General features: G+C 39.7%; 15 protein-coding genes. 3 read left to right on the top strand and 12 right to left on the bottom strand.

What is annotated here, in order from left to right:
• Positions 1–53: 53 nt before the first annotated feature.
• The gene (locus tag NSQ61_RS12900; protein ID WP_066246910.1) at positions 54–1,001 is read left to right on the top strand and encodes a sugar-binding transcriptional regulator; all 948 of its coding nucleotides are present in this window, start codon (positions 54–56) and stop codon (positions 999–1,001) included.
• Positions 1,002–1,613: 612 nt separating this feature from the next.
• Here the strand turns inward: NSQ61_RS12900 and NSQ61_RS12895 are convergent.
• A complete protein-coding gene (locus NSQ61_RS12895; RefSeq protein ID WP_268753441.1) occupies positions 1,614–2,306 on the bottom strand; it encodes a response regulator in 693 nt (230 codons plus the stop codon).
• A gap of 21 nt (positions 2,307–2,327) precedes the next feature.
• Entirely contained in the window at positions 2,328–3,905 is a 1,578-nt protein-coding gene (locus tag NSQ61_RS12890; RefSeq protein WP_063386326.1) for an ATP-binding protein, read from the bottom strand.
• A gap of 133 nt (positions 3,906–4,038) precedes the next feature.
• On the opposite strand from NSQ61_RS12890, the gene NSQ61_RS12885 reads away from it, so the two are divergent.
• Positions 4,039–5,088 carry a DctP family TRAP transporter solute-binding subunit gene (locus NSQ61_RS12885; protein WP_063386325.1) on the top strand — a complete coding sequence of 350 codons (1,050 nt, stop codon included), beginning with the start codon at positions 4,039–4,041 and terminating at the stop codon, positions 5,086–5,088.
• Between the two features lie 394 nt (positions 5,089–5,482).
• On the opposite strand, the gene NSQ61_RS12880 is transcribed toward NSQ61_RS12885, so the two are convergent.
• Both NSQ61_RS12880 and NSQ61_RS12875 read right to left on the bottom strand, forming a co-directional pair.
• Positions 5,483–6,415, bottom strand: a complete 933-nt coding sequence (locus NSQ61_RS12880; RefSeq protein WP_339194175.1) for an Rpn family recombination-promoting nuclease/putative transposase — start codon at positions 6,413–6,415, stop codon at positions 5,483–5,485.
• A gap of 86 nt (positions 6,416–6,501) precedes the next feature.
• Complete coding sequence (locus NSQ61_RS12875) at positions 6,502–6,660, bottom strand: hypothetical protein (RefSeq protein WP_339194177.1); 159 nt, start codon at positions 6,658–6,660, stop codon at positions 6,502–6,504.
• Positions 6,661–6,802: 142 nt separating this feature from the next.
• Between NSQ61_RS12875 and NSQ61_RS12870 the strand changes: the two genes are divergently transcribed.
• Entirely contained in the window at positions 6,803–7,033 is a 231-nt protein-coding gene (locus tag NSQ61_RS12870) for a hypothetical protein (protein WP_339194178.1), read from the top strand.
• Positions 7,034–7,328: 295 nt separating this feature from the next.
• Here NSQ61_RS12870 and NSQ61_RS12865 read toward each other — a convergent pair whose 3' ends face one another.
• From NSQ61_RS12865 to NSQ61_RS12830, 8 genes are all read right to left on the bottom strand, one after another.
• The gene (locus NSQ61_RS12865) at positions 7,329–8,243 is read right to left on the bottom strand and encodes an aminopeptidase (protein ID WP_339194180.1); all 915 of its coding nucleotides are present in this window, start codon (positions 8,241–8,243) and stop codon (positions 7,329–7,331) included.
• Between the two features lie 7 nt (positions 8,244–8,250).
• The gene (locus tag NSQ61_RS12860) at positions 8,251–9,105 is read right to left on the bottom strand and encodes a DMT family transporter (RefSeq protein ID WP_340807232.1); all 855 of its coding nucleotides are present in this window, start codon (positions 9,103–9,105) and stop codon (positions 8,251–8,253) included.
• Positions 9,106–9,391: 286 nt separating this feature from the next.
• On the bottom strand, positions 9,392–10,057 hold the full coding sequence (locus NSQ61_RS12855) for an AroM family protein (protein WP_340807230.1): 666 nt from the start codon (positions 10,055–10,057) through the stop codon (positions 9,392–9,394).
• Between the two features lie 2 nt (positions 10,058–10,059).
• The gene (locus tag NSQ61_RS12850) at positions 10,060–10,995 is read right to left on the bottom strand and encodes a DUF1177 domain-containing protein (RefSeq protein ID WP_339194183.1); all 936 of its coding nucleotides are present in this window, start codon (positions 10,993–10,995) and stop codon (positions 10,060–10,062) included.
• 12 nt (positions 10,996–11,007) lie between these two features.
• Positions 11,008–12,057 (bottom strand): DUF917 domain-containing protein, encoded by a 1,050-nt coding sequence (locus NSQ61_RS12845; RefSeq protein ID WP_339194184.1) that lies wholly within the window; start codon positions 12,055–12,057, stop codon positions 11,008–11,010.
• Between the two features lie 12 nt (positions 12,058–12,069).
• A complete protein-coding gene (locus NSQ61_RS12840; RefSeq protein WP_339194185.1) occupies positions 12,070–13,635 on the bottom strand; it encodes an OPT/YSL family transporter in 1,566 nt (521 codons plus the stop codon).
• A 2-nt stretch (positions 13,636–13,637) separates the two neighbouring features.
• Entirely contained in the window at positions 13,638–14,279 is a 642-nt protein-coding gene (locus NSQ61_RS12835) for an aspartate/glutamate racemase family protein (protein ID WP_339194187.1), read from the bottom strand.
• A 334-nt stretch (positions 14,280–14,613) separates the two neighbouring features.
• The gene (locus NSQ61_RS12830) at positions 14,614–15,807 is read right to left on the bottom strand and encodes an ISL3 family transposase (RefSeq protein ID WP_340807229.1); all 1,194 of its coding nucleotides are present in this window, start codon (positions 15,805–15,807) and stop codon (positions 14,614–14,616) included.
• Positions 15,808–15,930 lie beyond the last annotated feature (123 nt).

Raw genomic sequence — 15,930 nt, 5'->3', positions numbered from 1 at the left:
GTTAATATAAGTTATTTTTAACAATGCTGATGGTTAAATAAAGAGGTGAAGAAATGTTAACGTGGGAAGAAAGGAGACAACTTGTCAAGATAGCGACTTTATATTACACAGAAGGATGGACACAAGAGCAAATTGCCAAAAAGATTGGCGTGTCTAGACCGATTGTTTCGAAAATGATACAAAAGGCAAAAGAAGCAGGAATTATTGAAATATATATAAAAGATGAGAGTATCCATACAGTTGAATTGGAACAGAAGCTGGAAAAATATTTTAATTTAAAGGATGCAGTTGTTGTTCCTTCTGTAGGTTTAACTCCTGATTTGGTAAAGAGTGCAGTAGGACGAGCAGGTGCTTATTATCTTTCTAAAAATTTAAAAAACGTAAAACGTCTCGGAATTTCCTGGGGAACTACACTTGCCGAACTTGTAAAGGAATTTCCATATGTACGTAATGAAGATATACATATAGTTCCGCTCGAAGGTGGTATGGGAAGAAAATACGTTGAAATTCATGCAAATCAACTGGCATATGAACTGGCAAAAAAGTTAAATTGTACATGCTCTTATTTATACGCTCCTGCGATTGTAGAGACAGAAGAATTAAAAGAAAGATTATTAGCAATGCAGGATATAGAAGCAGTGCTTGAAGAAGGACGAAATGTCGATATAGCAGTCATCGGAATTGGTAACCCGCATAGGTCATCTACATTGCGGAAGTTAGGTTATTTGAGTGATGAAGATTTAAATTATTTACGCAAGCTCGGTGTAGTCGGAGATATCGGATTTCGTTTTTTTGATGATTTTGGAAATGTTATTATCGACTCTTTTACGAACAAAGTAATTGGCGTTACTTTAACAGAACTGAAAAAAATTAATCAAGTAATTGCTGTTGTTGAAGGGATACACAAACTTGAAAGTATAAAAGCTGCATTAAACGGTGGATTTATAAATGTTTTAATTATCGATGAACAGACTGCTGCAGCAATTGTTGAAAACTGGTAATACCCTGTTAATTCAATCCCATGGGCCGATTTATAGAAAAATTAAATAAAAATACTATGCTCCAACTCTCAAATCATTAAGTTTTGAAGTTGGAGTTTTTTTGATTTTGCTGAAATATTTTGCCGATTTAAAACGTCGACGCTTACTTAAAAAAATCACGCGTCTTTGTTTAGCATGGGGCATTTTGTAACGGATCATTACAAGGCAGTTATTCCACTAAAAAAGTGGGGTAAAAAATTTAAAAGCAAAGTTGAAAATGGTAATGGCGAAGGAACAGATAAAGAGCGGACAATAGGTTGAAGGAAAGCAAGGGAGGAGGGAAAAAGTTGAAAATTCAACGCATTGAAAGGCAAAGTCGGCGAAAAATTCTGAACTCGTTTTTAGAATAATCGTTGTTTATTGAGAACTCATAATGTAGGTTCGAAAGCCTTTCTATGTCCCGATTAAAAAAGAAAATGTCCGTAAGAGAAAATTGACACCATTAGTATTCAACGTGCGATGACTGTTCCCCTGATAAAGCCAACATAGCATTTATTTGTCCTAGCAATTTAAAAATGAGAAAAGTGGTCCAGCTCAATGATTTTTTCGTTTGTTTTTCGCCTCTAGCCAAGCTTAATCAGAATGAAACATATATCGATTGACAGGTCTTCCGATGCTGCCATACTGAACATGGATTGAGACTTTTTTGATTTTCGCCAGGTAGTCTAAATATCTTCGTGCAGTAACGCGTGCAATACCGATTCCTTCCGCAACTTCTTCAGCGGAAATCGGTTCTTTTTGATTTTGGAGGAAACGGATGATCTTATCAAGTGTTACTTGGTTCAACCCTTTAGGCAGTTCTGGATTCTCTGGCTTTTTCTTGAATTTATTGTTTAACAACATAGTGTCTACATCTTTTTGCGTTAATTTTTCTTTTTCCTTCAGCTGGCTATGATAAAGCAAATAGTTTTTTAATGATTGTTGAAGCCGTTCAAATTTAAACGGTTTCATAATGTAGTCAAAAGCGCCGTTTTGCAGGACACGGCGAACAGTTTCCATATCTCTCGCAGCGGTAATCGCAATGACATCTACGGAATGACCCTCTGACCGGATTTGCTTAAGCGTTTCTAATCCATCCTGATTAGGCATGTAAATATCTATAATAACTAGTTCAGGTTTCAATTCCCGAACAAGCTCTATGCCTTCTTTTCCGTTCCCTGCGATTCCAATCACAGTAAAGCCGTCGACTTTTTGGATAAATTGTTTATTCACCTCTTGAACCATGGGATCATCTTCAATCAACAATACACTAATTTTTTTGTTCAAATTTTTTGCCCCCTTTGTTTTTTACATATCAAATGTGATGATAAATGTAGTTCCCATACCTTTTTGCGACTCAACCTGAATGTGACCGTTTGCTCGGTCAACAATTTGTTTGACCAGATATAAGCCTATTCCATGATTTTGCTTGTTTTTTGTGGAAAAACCCTTTTCAAAAATGTTCGGTAATACAGAATCGTCTATGCCAGGACCGTTATCTTCAACTAATATCGTGCAAATTTCTTTATTTTGATCGATGCTGACGAATATTTCTTTGTCAGGATCAGTCGACTCTTGAAAGGCATCAAAAGCATTTTCAATTAAATTCCCAATGATGATCACCAAGTCGTTATGATCGATATTTTTTGGAAATCGCTCCAAATGGCTGTTTCTGTCAATGACTACTTTAATTCCGAGCTCTTTGCCCCGGCTGATTTTGCTGAGTAAAAGGCCCGATATGCTTTCATCTTTAATATGTTCAGTTAAAAAGTTTGTCAGCTCTTCTTGCTCTTCCGTTATTTTGAATACATATTCTAACGCTTTTTCTTTATGTCCAAGCTGAATGAGACCTGCTATCGTGTGCAATTTGTTCATATGTTCATGATTTTGAACACGAAGCGCGTGGACAAAAGCTTTCACTCCGGTTAATTCTTCCGCAAGCTTTTTGATTTCAGTTCGATCCTGGAAAATGGCGACAGCTCCGACCGTTTCGTTATTCACTCTGATCGGGATGCGATTGCTTAAAATGCTTAGATTCCTTACCTGCAATTCTTTGTTATAAATAGGACGGTCAATTACTAATATTTCCGGGAGTCGGGTGTCGGAAATAACGTCGCGAATCGGCTTTCCGATCACATCTCCTTCAATGCCCATCATTTGTTTGGCACGGTCATTAAAAATAGTTATACGTTCATTTTTATCAATGGCAATGACTCCTTCGTGCATAGCATTAAATGTTTCAGTCCGTTCAACTAGCATTTTAGCTATTTCAAAAGGCTCCAAGTGAAACATCTGCTTTTTTATATGTCTTGCCAGGAGCCAGGCCCCCAAACCGCCTAATAGTAAGACAAGAAAAGAAATCGAAAAAATTTGCGATTTTAAATTTGCAAGCAGCTCATATAAGCTTGGAAGCTTATAGGCTGCGATGACGACTCCAACTTGTTTATGTTCTTTATTCATGACAGGTACAAAGGCGCGGATAACAGTGCCGATTTCTCCATTTGCTTTTGACGTATATGTGTGTTCAGCAAAGGCAGGACCTTCATCTTCTCCTTCCGATTTTGTTCCGATTAAAGATTTGACCGGATGGGAAAGGCGGGTACGATCCATATCGAGCACAACAATATATTCTGTTCCGTTAATGATTTGAAGACGTTCAATCATCGAAGGAATCAGCTGGCGATCTTTCAAGCTTCCATTGAGCCCGTTTCTGACTTCAGGCAGCGCCGCAACCGTCCTCGCAGCTAATATAGATTGCTGTTTAAGCTCTTCTTCTTTTTGGTTTAAATATTCGTTTACAATAAATAATCCTCCGAAAAAAAGCGATAAAAAGACAATAATAAAAATTAAACCTGTTATTTTCCATATAATTGGTAATCGCTTCATAAGGCAACCTCTTTTAGCTAAACGTTCATACTTGCTTTATTTTATCACAGATTTGCTTTCCTTTACTTTAGAGAAAGAGCATGCTTGGTATAATTTATGTTAAAATGATCAAAAACAAATGGTGTGATGAATCATGAAGAAAAAAATCGTGAGGTATTTGGCTATAGTATGTGCCGGGTTAGCCTTTGCGTTATTTTCCTATAATATCATTATACAATCTCAAAATGATCCACCGGTTTACGATGATGAGCAAGAGGGGCTAAAAGAGCAAATTAAAATCTATTTCAGCCATGTAGTGGCGGAGGATACGCCAAAAGGCTTGGCTGCACAAAGGTTTGCAGATTTGGTCGAGGAAAAGACGAAGGGCCGAGTAAAAGTGATTGTGTTTCCAAACGGTTCATTATATTCAGATAAAGATGAAATAGAAGCTTTAAGAAAAGGCAAAGTGCAAATGATTGCTCCTTCCTATTCAAACGTGGCAGAATTGGTTCCGGAATGGGAAGTGTTAGATTTACCGTTTATTTTTCAAAACGATGATAATGTTGAAAGGGTTTTAACAGGAAAAATTGGCGAAGAGCTGCTCAGTATGTTAGAACCGAAAGGATTTAAAGGACTGGCTTTTTGGGGAAATGGATTCAAACAAATGGTAAATAGTCAAATGTTTATGAAAAATCCGGATGATTTCAAAGACCAAAGATTTCGGATCATGCCTAATAAAGTCATAAAAAAACAATTTAACATGTTAGGAGCGGAACCGATTGCCCTCTCATTTGATCAAGTTTATGAATCATTAGAAGAGGAAGCATTTGACGGACAAGAAAACACAATTTCGAATATTTATTCAAAAAGATTTTATCAATTTCATCCGTATGTAACAATTAGCAATCACGGTTATTTAGGATATGTCGTAATGGTCAATGAAACATTTTGGAATCAGCTACCTAAAGACGTTCAAAAACAAATTATGAAAGCAATAGAAGAAACGACAGCTTGGAATATGAAGCAATCGAAACAGCAAAATATAAGACAGCTTGAAGAAATGAGGCAAAATCCAAATATACATATTCATACGTTAACGGAAAAAGAGCGAAAGAAATGGCAGGAACGATTTGTGCCGCTTTACCAAGAATATGAAGCGAAATATGGAAAGCTATTAAAAGAAATAAGAAATGCAGCAAGCTGAACTAGCCATCGTTTCAGCTGAAAAATGGACTGTCCGCGAGGCGGCAGTCTTTTTTTATGCTCAAGTTTGACAGAGTACACTAAAGAAAAGCCCGAAAATACTGGTGTTTTGGACTTTACCCACAACACGTACCACTACACTTGTTAGTGGCACGTGTTTTTTTCTAAATTCTTACCGTTTTCTCCACCGATGATATATTCGTAAAACAAGCTTTACGCCCATCACCTACTTTCCCCTCTCCACTCTGATTCTTCCGAATGGACGTTTATATGTTTCATTTGCACGCCAGCCGGCAGCATGAAACAATTCAGTTTGGAACTTTTGGACTGGTATAACATACAGCGGCTATTCGGGGAATACGATCCCGTGAGGATGAGACCGGCACCATACCCAACTACTCTTTCAACAGGTGACGGATTTCTTCTTCCGGCAAATCCAGCATTTGCGCAATTTCTGTTACGCTCATTCCTTTTCCCCTCATTTTGCAAATAAGTTCACGCTCTTTTTGTCTCATCCCTTGCTCCAATCCTTGCTTTAGCCCTTGTTTCAACCCTTCCTCCATTCCCGCACGCCGTTCGCCCAGAAGGTTGGACAATTGATCCCGCAGCCATTTCAGCCGCATTTCATATGCGTAGCGATTTTCCGAACTGACGCTTAGCTTCTCCCACTCTTCCAATGCTTCGCGAATTTCTTGCTCGTTCATCGCCAACACCTCCAGTTCCTTGAGAATCGTCTCATCGATCTCTCGTTTCCGGGCATCTACCGCCGACAGCATCATCAACCAGGGCCACTCCGAAGATCGTTTGATCTCACGTCTGTATTTCTTCCATTTTACCATAAATTGTGATACATCAATGGCGTGAAATTCAAGATGCGTGCTCCAAAGAAATTGTTCTTTGTCTTCGCGGATATGAAAGATGGTGTGGAAACGGTCCGTTTCATGCGGAAAGAGCGGGTAGTTGAGGATGGCAATCATAATGGTGGGCGGAAGTTCGCTGTACCCTTGACCTTTGAAAAGCGACTGGGAAAAGAGCCTCGCCCAGTAATACAAAATCCGCTCCGGCATATCGTGCTGGTCGATGATTTGAATTTCCACGTTGATCCGCTCGCCTCGGTCGGTCCACACGAGCACATCCAACCGGTTCATTTTTCCCTCTTCTATCTCTTTTGTCAGCTCCATGTTTTCAAACTGCACATCAACAATCCGGTCATGGCCTGTCCGATGCAAAACCGCATTCAAAAAAGCGATTGTTATCTGCTTTCGGCTCGGATGACCGAACAATTGTTTAAACATAAAGTCCAGTTTTAAATCGAGGTATTCCTTCATAACATAACAGGGATCATCCTTTCGAGGAGAATGTGGAGAGGAGTTGAGGTTCATCTAAAGAAAAGCCAAAATCATTGACAGAGTTTTCAAACAAAAAGGAGCGCATCGCCTTCCAAAAACGCACTGCTTGGTGCATCCCAACCAGCAGCCGTTTTAATTAAAACTTTACCACCATACATTTCAAGAACATATGTTCTGTTAATGCTATTGTAATACACTTTATCTTCTCTTTCAACCACCAACATTTCGACAATTTTCGCATCCCCGCCAAACACTGCATCAAAAAGGAGAGCCTAGTTTACAAGACAGGCTCTCCTTTTCCCCTAGAAATAGATCCTTGTTGTCTTTTGGAAAACAGGAAGATGGGGAATCCCATGGGAGCAATCGGTGATTTGGTCACAGGTTATTGTTCTGAAAAACAGGAAGACGAGGAATCCCTCCTCATTTTCCTTAAACATAAATGGAGGCGGAAATGAAGGCATCGTCTTTATTGGAATCGATCGAAAGAAAAGACAAGCACTAGCCATGATCCGCGCCTCATCCGGAGAAGATTGGACGAGTTTCATCATAGTCCGCATTCCTTTGCTGCGCATTCCTTTACCGCATGTCCCGCATTAAAAAAGGAAAGGGGGAGTGTATGAATGGGTGCGAAGACCCCCGGCAAATCAAACCGCTTCCTTTTCACACAAAATTCAGGACTTAATCGCCTCCAACAAGTTTTTTAGCTTAACTTATACAAATTCCAGCTGCAATCAACTAAACGCAACAGGCAAAATTCAAACCATTTCATATCCTAAAGGATGAGAAATGGTGGTTTAATATTACTGGGTTGTATACCGCTGATGGCCGTGCTTTTTTATGCTGCAAACATTTCATGGTTTAATATTACTGGATTGTATACTGCTTCCTTCCATTAAAAAACAAACTCCACTGTCGGATTTTTCGTTACACAATCAATATGAACATCTGCTTTAACCATTCCGCCAAAGGTGTGATTGGAACCGAATGCAACGTGGACGGTATTGTACGCTTTTTCATCTTCCAAAATAACGCCTGTGATTCTTGCTGCATAGTTTGTTCCGATGCCTAACTCGCCTAACAAACGGCCGTTTCCATCCCCGAGCAGCGCCAGCAATTGAGCACCTGTCTCACCTGTGGCATCTACCAACCTCCCCTTTTCAATCGTTAATACAACAGGTTCATCGACTAAACCTATACCTGCAATCGAACCTGTAATCTCAATTTTTCCTACCGCTTGTTCTTCTAATGGAGCTATATACGCCTCACCTGAAGGAAGATTTCCGGATGCCGCTTTTCCGCGGAAAACACCTGTACTTGGTATGCCGTCTCTGCCTTCAACAGGAATCTTTAATTCATAGCTGTCGCCGGTTTTAATAATAACCATTTTTGCCTTTGTTAATTTTTCCGCTACTTCATTTGTTTCTTTTTCAACTATGCTATAATCTGCACTCATCGCACCATTCAAAAACATATCTTCTGTAATTCCCGGCATGGTAATGACACTAACTCCATGTTGATTGGCCGTTTTCCTTGCAGCAGTATGGGTCAATGAATGTTTCGTTAAACAAAAGACAAGATCAAATTCCAGCATTTTTTCTGCCGTTTCCTGCGGAGGTTCTTCCCCTGATTTACTCCGATCTTCCATTACATGAATTTTCGTTTTCCACCCATCATTTTTTAGAGCCTTTTCAAATTTTCTCCCTAACGATTCTGTACTATTATCCGTTAAAACAAGGATAGATATATTTTTGTCTACTGAAAAATTATTTTTCATTAAATTATGAACGGTTTCTTGAAAACTGCTCATACCCTTTTCACTCCTTATTTTGCGTAAAATATATACTTGCCAAAACAAAAATGAAAGCGATGATCGTACCGAAACCGAGTGGTTCATCCAATAAAAAAACACCTAACAGAATCGTGGTAATTGGCATCAAATAGGTAATAAATAAGGCAAAAATGGCGCCGCCGGATTTAATTAAATAAAAATACAACAGATTCCCGATACCCGAATTAAATACGCCTAACATAACAAAATAGAAAAAATTATTTCCACTAAATAAATATTGATAGCTATCAAGATCAAATAAAAGCATAAAAATACCGGAATAAATACTGCCGACAGCCATTGAAACAAAGGACAATGTGTAGACAGAAACCGAACTCAAAAACTTGCCTGTCAAAATCGAAGACAATGTATAAAAACTGACTGCTACTAACAGAAATATGGCACTCATTACCTGAAATTGCCCACTTGAAGAAAATCCAAAAACAAAAGATAATACTATACCGATAAAGCCAATGGCGACACCTAATAGTTCTTGTCGATGAACCTTCTGTTTTAATAGAAAAACACTAAATAAAACGCCAAAAATCGGACCTGTTGCATTGATAACCGCACTAATGGTTGTATCTAAACCCTTTTGGCTAAAAATCATAAATACCCATGGAACACCTGCGCTTAACAAGGTAATTCCAATTAAGGCACCCTTATTTTTAAAGTCTGTTTTTTTCTTTTTCAATAGAACGAATGGCAACAAAACTAGACCGCCAAATAAACAACGATAAAAAACAATAGAAACCGCATGAAAATCTGGTAAAAGCAATTTTGTAAAATAAAATGTCGATCCCCAAAGGAGGCTTAATACAAATAAAGCCAATACTGGCATTTCAGATTACATCCTTCCATGCTATAGGAAAACGAAAGCGCCCATTAAGCGATCTGCTTCCAGGCCTAGAGCCGCAGGACTGTGAACAACATCGGTGAAACAGCATCGCATAAAGAAAAAGCGAATGCTTTTTCGGGGAGATAAAAGGCACGATGGGGCTTGTGATCCGATGTTGTCCAAATCGTACGGAGGCGATGGAAACCTCGCTCCTGCTTAAGCACTTCAGCATTTAAGTTCAAAATGTAATTTCTTACTTTAAAAAGAGATCCGGATAGATCCGGATCAACTAAAAGACATATTCTGCGGCAATCCGTGCCACAAGTGTACGTGGAAGAATCACCGGCAAACTGCTCCCTTTTTTCGCTTCAAGTTTATGGGTTTCATTGTACCCCATACAATCCAACACAATTAACTCTGCACCCTGTTCTTTTAAGGATGCTGCCGCTCCGGCGATATCGCTTTCTTCATAAGGAGAAGCGGCTGCCGTTACCAATTCCAGTCCGACACCCTCCCATTTTTTCGCTAATGAATGCCGCTGCTTTTCTAATGGAACCACTAACCCTAATTTACTGCCGCCCGTCATAATGGCTTGAACTGTATGCACTAAAATTTTATCCGGATAAATGATTGGTTTTGTTGTCACTAATGTTGGAAAATCACCGGTACATAACATAATCACTACTTCCACATCTTGTTCCAACTTGGTCAATTCATCCTGTAATAATGGAAGCAGCTTGCTTTTTCCAATCTCGACTGATTGACCATTGCGGAGTCGGGAAATATAAACTGTGTCCGAACCCTCAGGTTTGATGGCATCCATCGTTTCTTCCGTTAGCCGATCCAATCCGCCTCTTTCCACGATTTCTACACCCGCACCGAAAATTTTTTGAAAGGAAGGAGTGGCATCTGTGCGAGGGGATTGGCCGATTGTTAGTACACCAACCTTAGCCATGATTACTCATCCCCTAAAGTTTGCAAATGTTTCATGGAACCATAGAGTTTCACTAAACGTTCATATTCTTCTTTATCATAGAATTCAAAGTTGCCTTGTGTATATTCTTTTGCCACTTCAATGCAAAATCTTACAGCTTGGGCAATATCGACTTCATGGCTAGCACCAGTACCGCATCCCGGCACAGCTGTTTTGGCAGTGATAGCGACGCCGACAACCGGTGCATCTGTTGCAACGGCAGGCTGAAGAATGCTATTTAAGTGGTAGACGCCATTGCCGTATGGCGTAATATCTTGCGTTGTGACAGCAAACGTGACTGGTAAATCCCCCGTTGTCATTTCCATAATTCGCAGTAAATCATCATTGAATTTTAAAATATATCCTGATTTGACTGTTGGAGAAATCGCAATACCACGGTGGTTTATCACTTTATTTCCTTTCGTTGTATCAATCGATAAAACGGCGTCCATTTCCGGGACTACTTCATATCGATTCATTGTTAATATATCAACAGGAGAATCCATAAAATCTACAGGTTCATGCGGCCGTGTAGGCGCATCCGGACAAATATGTGTCGTTACATAAACATCACCGGGCAACCGGTCCCCTTTTTCGGACATGATTGCAAGTTTTAAAGCTATTGTTACAGCCGCGGCTGCTCCATCACCGTCGGAAACAAATCCAATCCGATTTGGACGTGCGCCCAAACCGCCAAGTCTTCCGACAACACCCAATGTCGGAGCATGTCCGCCGCTCGATTTCCCATTTGTCCCTTTAATTAATATTTTGACAAAATCTGTTGACCCATTTTCACCAGTTACTGTTGTGTAGCTTGCTTCCACATATTTTTTTCCTTCAAATAAGCGGACAACCGCTTCTCCATTAACTGAAGCATCATCTAGTAATTCCAAAACTTCCATTGTATATTTTAAAGACATCCTACTCTCTCCTTATACAATTTTTTTGTTAATAACAGGTTCAATGGTTTTTAACAAATTGTAGTTATACATGGTTGAGCTTAATTTCAAATTCTCTTTTGGAACGGAAATGACGGCTACTTTCAGTCCCTCTTTCACCTCAGCACTGACAACCGGCATTCCTGTTTCGGCATTGAAAGTCATAATTAAATCAGGAAATGTCCCTTTTCTCTGGCCATTGACTTCGACTGTCATGTACTCATTCCAAAATGTTAATTCCAAGTCATCAACTTTTACAAACCCTACATCAAAACCGCCTTTTTCTTCAAGCTCGCAATAACTAACCGTTCCGGAATGAATAACACGCCCTTTTAAATGGGACGCAACGGCTTCAATTCTTTCCGGTCCCTCCGGTGCTGACAAAAAGACTTCGCCGAGTTCAATTGCTTGAGTAATGCCGCCTACTGCTGCATTTTCTTTTACATAATCAACAGTTACCGGATTTCGGCAAACGGCAACCATTCCGCCCGCTTCTACTGAAATACTTCTGACAATTTTACCGGCTGATTCCAGGGATGATTTTACGACACCTTCCACTTGTCTTTTCCCTTTTCCGCCGGCAAATGACTGGATCGAAACATAACCGTCAACTTCAGACAAATTCATGGAGCCCATCGCCCCTGTTGGATGGGCGCGTCCGTTGCTTGGCGCATCAATAACCGGCAGCCCGGTTGCCGCTGCCTGCAGCCAGCCATTTATCGTTGTTGCTGCCCCATTTTCATTTGTCATAAGCGCTTTAATAGGATGGTGAAACTCCTTTAGCATCCGGTTTACAGTCTCAACAAACTGGTCGGAACTAACAGAAGCTTCCTTAGAAGATGGAGCCCCTACTAATGAAACATTGACTACATAATCGCCGCCCTGTAATTCATCAATTGAAACTAATTCCGGCTGGCCAATGGAAAAAGTAGACTCGGCTTTTTGGAGACCGTCATGAATCCAGCCTCCGCCTCCCCCGCCGAGAATACAGCCGCCGTAAACGGCTTTTTTCGCATCTTCCATCGTTAATGTTTTTCTAGCCATTCTATCACCTCATTATTTCGCTTTAAACACGGATGAGAAGAAACTATATAATGCATCGCCGGCAATAAATCCAGCTGCGGTCGTATACATCTTATTTTCAGCTTCAGATCCTATAAATTTGATAACAAGAACGCGAATTATTAAACCGACAATAACAGCCCATCCTGCTAAAGGATTCATAATAAGCAACCCAGTAGCCAGCATAATGCCCAATTGTCTTTCCGTACCGCCAATCAGCTGAATAATCACCCCGGGAATGGCCCATAAGAGCAACATAAGACCAACATTCCCGCTTAATCCAGACTTAATGGTGGATGCATATACATGATCAACCGGCGGAACTAAGCCTTGTCCAAAAAAGTTCTTGGAAAATAGGGCAACCATCACAATTGCGATAATGAACCCGATAAATGCACTTTTCAATTGTATTTTCCGTCCATATAATTCTTGTTCAACGGAAACGCCAGTCCGAATGATGTTGCCGGATTTCAAATCATATCCAAAATCTGCAAAAGCAGGTCCTGTTGCTGCTGTAAAACCGGTCAGCAATGCTAATGCAACTGGCGGGAAGCCGAGTATCATGCCGATTAACAATGAAATAAGTGTTACCGCAAATGCCGGGAACCAACCGGAGTGCATAGCCGCAATCCCGACTATAATTTCATGCACTAATGCAGCAAAAGCAGCAAATATAATGAAAAGAATCAATTGACCAAATGGCATTTCAGTAATGAGCCCGCCCATGACGGCAATTAGAATAGCGATTCCTAAGTAAAGCAGGAATCCAAAACCAAAACCTTTTTTAATATCGTCAGCACCGCGGGTATATTCGTATCCGCTTGTGTCTGTAACTTTTCCACCTTGTTTTCTCGTTTTCGTAAAAGTAATGATAAACTGAATAAGAGCAACGAGACCTGCGCCGATCATCATGCCATGTGGGATATAATAGTCTCCTAAATTCAAGCCAAACAACGGTTGCGAGTATCCGTTAAGTAATAAACCAATACCGAACATGCTCAAAGCCCAAAAATTCCCGATGAATGCAACACCAAAGGCCGACATGGAAATGCCGAAGTGGGATCCAACTAATCCGCCAAGAATCCCCAATCCAAGATATTTTGCCTTTTTGCCGCCTTCATCACCGGCTTTTAAAGCTTCGGCCGTGGCAACACCTGGAGGCCATACTTCGTTTGCCCCGAAAAGTTTCGTATCGAAAACTTTATAAAGGATAAGGGCATCGGTTAAAAGCGCCAATCCGGCTCCGATTAACATTGGGATAATAAGGTCCGGCAAGCCCATTACAAATGGAAGTCCAATTGGTATTAATAAACTATTGGCAGCCCCAAAAGTGGCAGCTGAAATGGATGTCTGAACTAAATTTTGATTTTCCAACGACTTAAATTGTTCAAAGATTTTAATTGGAATTCTCGCAAATAACATGGCGATTAATGCGCCAATAATGGATGTATTTGGCGTAATACCGAGCGTTGTAATTAGTTGCATCCCGATAATGGCGCCAAAAATAGAAATAAGAACAGAAAAAATAAAAAAGGTTAAATTGAATGTCCTATTTTGCATCTTTATGACCCCTTTTTAATTAATTGATAACCAATCCCTTGCGCCTCCACTAAATCGATAACAGGTACAGAAATTTTTCCGTTTAAATAATCTTTAAGTCCAATAGTGGAAAAACCTGTACAAGCAAACAGGATACAATCGGCGCCAGAGTTGATGACATCCTTTACTACTTCTAATAATTCATCTTTTGCCGTGGAAGCGAATAAATCGGTTGTTTTTCTAAGAGAAGGATGATAGGAGTAGGAATGGAATTTCCTTCCCAATTCCTCTTTCATTCGTGCTGGAGGTGCGTCGGTAATGCCAATGATGCCAATACGGTTTCCTACCATACTTGCAGCATGCGCCCCACAACCCCCAGCACCTAAAACCGGCAAATCAATTTCATTTCTTGCTTCATCCAAGCCTGGATCTGCAGCACAACTAATGGTAATGGCATCAATGTTCGGTTTTTCCGCCAATTCTTTAGCTAACTCAACGATTTTGGGTATGGCTTTTTTCTCCGATTCATCATCGTATATTCCATTAGGTTGCGATGGAATACAGCGTGTGACCGATTCTATGGAAAAATATTCTTTCAATTTCTTCCCGTGTTCATTTAAAATTTTTTCATCATCAGTTGTTAAAACACGAATAATCCCTAACAATTGAACCACCTCTATCGGATTTTTCACCATTATAAATTTTTCAACTATTTCTATAAATGCAAAAAGAGTGAAATCATTTTCTTTCTGAATTATCCATATTGTGCATTGTTGATCTTTACGCAAATGATCTATTTGATAAAAAAAGAGTCTCATCACCATATTCTGTGATGTTCACACAATTCCGGCAATAAGTTAGCAAGATTGATACTCAATCTAGAGTAGCTCCTTCGTCAGCTTGCAGACCACTAAGTGGGTAGAATGGAAGCGGTCAAGTGCTTTCCTTGACGGCTTCCATTCTACCAACTACAATGCGGAAAGCTGATGAAGGGCATGGTTAAGCAACCTGATTTTTATAAGTTTTACCTGTACATTCCAAAAATACACGTAGCCGAAATCTTTCAAGGTTTCTGAAGCCAAAAGCACGTCTTTTGATATTCTTACTCTTATGGTTTGTCCCTTCAATCCGGCCATTCGTAAAAGGGGTAAGAAAATATTGTAAAATTTGTGCCTTCCAATTTTCTATCGTCTTGGCTACTTGATGAAATGAAGGAAATGGGCTGCTCCATGCGAGTTGAATCCATTCTTCTAAGAGTGAATCAGCTGTATCATAGTCATTCACTTGGTATATTTTTCTAAAGAGTTCTTTTAGAAAATAGGCATATGACAATTCTGAATGCTCTTTGAGCATCTCGTCTAATTGTTGTTTTTCATTAGCCGTTAACTTTTCAGAACCTTTCAAGAGTTTAAACCGTCCCTTTTTTAGTCCAGGAGTTTTCTTTCTAACTTGGTCAAGTGCATGTGTCACCTTTTGCACCACATGATATTTATCAATGACGATACAGGCCTCTGGGAATATAGATTTAACAGCTTTATGGAAGGGATCCCACATATCCATAACAACGGTATGAACACATTTATTAGACAGAATCTTCTTGGCAAGTAAGATCTGAGTTGAATGATAACTCCGTTGATGTTCCATACCAAGCACACTCCCGGTTTGGGTATCCATAAGAACTGTTTCATATCGGTGACCCTTTCGGACAGCGATCTCATCAAGGCTAAGGATTAATGCATCGTTTTCTAAAACACTTTCAAGAGTTTCTAAATGCTCCTTCTCTTTTTCTTTAGCAACGGAATAAAATATTCTTTCAACGGTTGTATAAGGTATTTTTTCCTTTCGACTCACTTCTTGGATAGTAGAGCCAATGCACATTTCGTACAGATATTCTCTGTACCGATTGGTCTGATGCTTATTAGGACAGATAGATTCAAATGTTTGTGAAAATACCTCATTACAGTTGTGACAACGGTATCTATACACTCTGACAAACAAGAAAAGGGGCTTACCTAATACGGACAAGTCACGAACCTTTCTTGTCCGCCAGTCATGGGCATGACTAGAAAAAAAACCGCAGTAAGAACAGCGTTCTTCTGTAGTATTTTTCTCAACATGTAACAAACTGCAATCTTCAAGAAACACTTGTTTAACAACTTCAAATTCTGGCAAATCTAGTGATACGGAAAACACTTTAGAACCTCCTGTTATGTTAAGTCACGCTAACATTATTGCCAGGAATTCGTGAGTGTTTTCCTTATTTTTTGGGTTAAATCACAAAATGTGGTGATGAATCTTTTTTTCTTAAAGTACAAA

The organism is Aeribacillus sp. FSL K6-1121, assembly GCF_038003725.1.
Classification (GTDB): domain Bacteria; phylum Bacillota; class Bacilli; order Bacillales; family Aeribacillaceae; genus Aeribacillus; species Aeribacillus composti.
This window is presented reverse-complemented; position numbering and strand designations above follow the sequence as displayed.

Bases quoted from the DNA above. Each gene is read 5' to 3' on its own strand.
- NSQ61_RS12900 (WP_066246910.1), top strand. From the start codon at position 54: ATGTTAACGTGGGAAGAAAGGAGACAACTTGTCAAGATAGCGACTTTA.
- NSQ61_RS12890 (WP_063386326.1), bottom strand. From the start codon at position 3,905: ATGAAGCGATTACCAATTATATGGAAAATAACAGGTTTAATTTTTATT.
- NSQ61_RS12885 (WP_063386325.1), top strand. From the start codon at position 4,039: ATGAAGAAAAAAATCGTGAGGTATTTGGCTATAGTATGTGCCGGGTTA.
- NSQ61_RS12880 (WP_339194175.1), bottom strand. From the start codon at position 6,415: ATGAAGGAATACCTCGATTTAAAACTGGACTTTATGTTTAAACAATTG.
- NSQ61_RS12875 (WP_339194177.1), bottom strand. From the start codon at position 6,660: ATGTTGGTGGTTGAAAGAGAAGATAAAGTGTATTACAATAGCATTAAC.
- NSQ61_RS12865 (WP_339194180.1), bottom strand. From the start codon at position 8,243: ATGAGCAGTTTTCAAGAAACCGTTCATAATTTAATGAAAAATAATTTT.
- NSQ61_RS12860 (WP_340807232.1), bottom strand. From the start codon at position 9,105: ATGCCAGTATTGGCTTTATTTGTATTAAGCCTCCTTTGGGGATCGACA.
- NSQ61_RS12855 (WP_340807230.1), bottom strand. From the start codon at position 10,057: ATGGCTAAGGTTGGTGTACTAACAATCGGCCAATCCCCTCGCACAGAT.
- NSQ61_RS12850 (WP_339194183.1), bottom strand. From the start codon at position 10,995: ATGTCTTTAAAATATACAATGGAAGTTTTGGAATTACTAGATGATGCT.
- NSQ61_RS12845 (WP_339194184.1), bottom strand. From the start codon at position 12,057: ATGGCTAGAAAAACATTAACGATGGAAGATGCGAAAAAAGCCGTTTAC.
- NSQ61_RS12840 (WP_339194185.1), bottom strand. From the start codon at position 13,635: ATGCAAAATAGGACATTCAATTTAACCTTTTTTATTTTTTCTGTTCTT.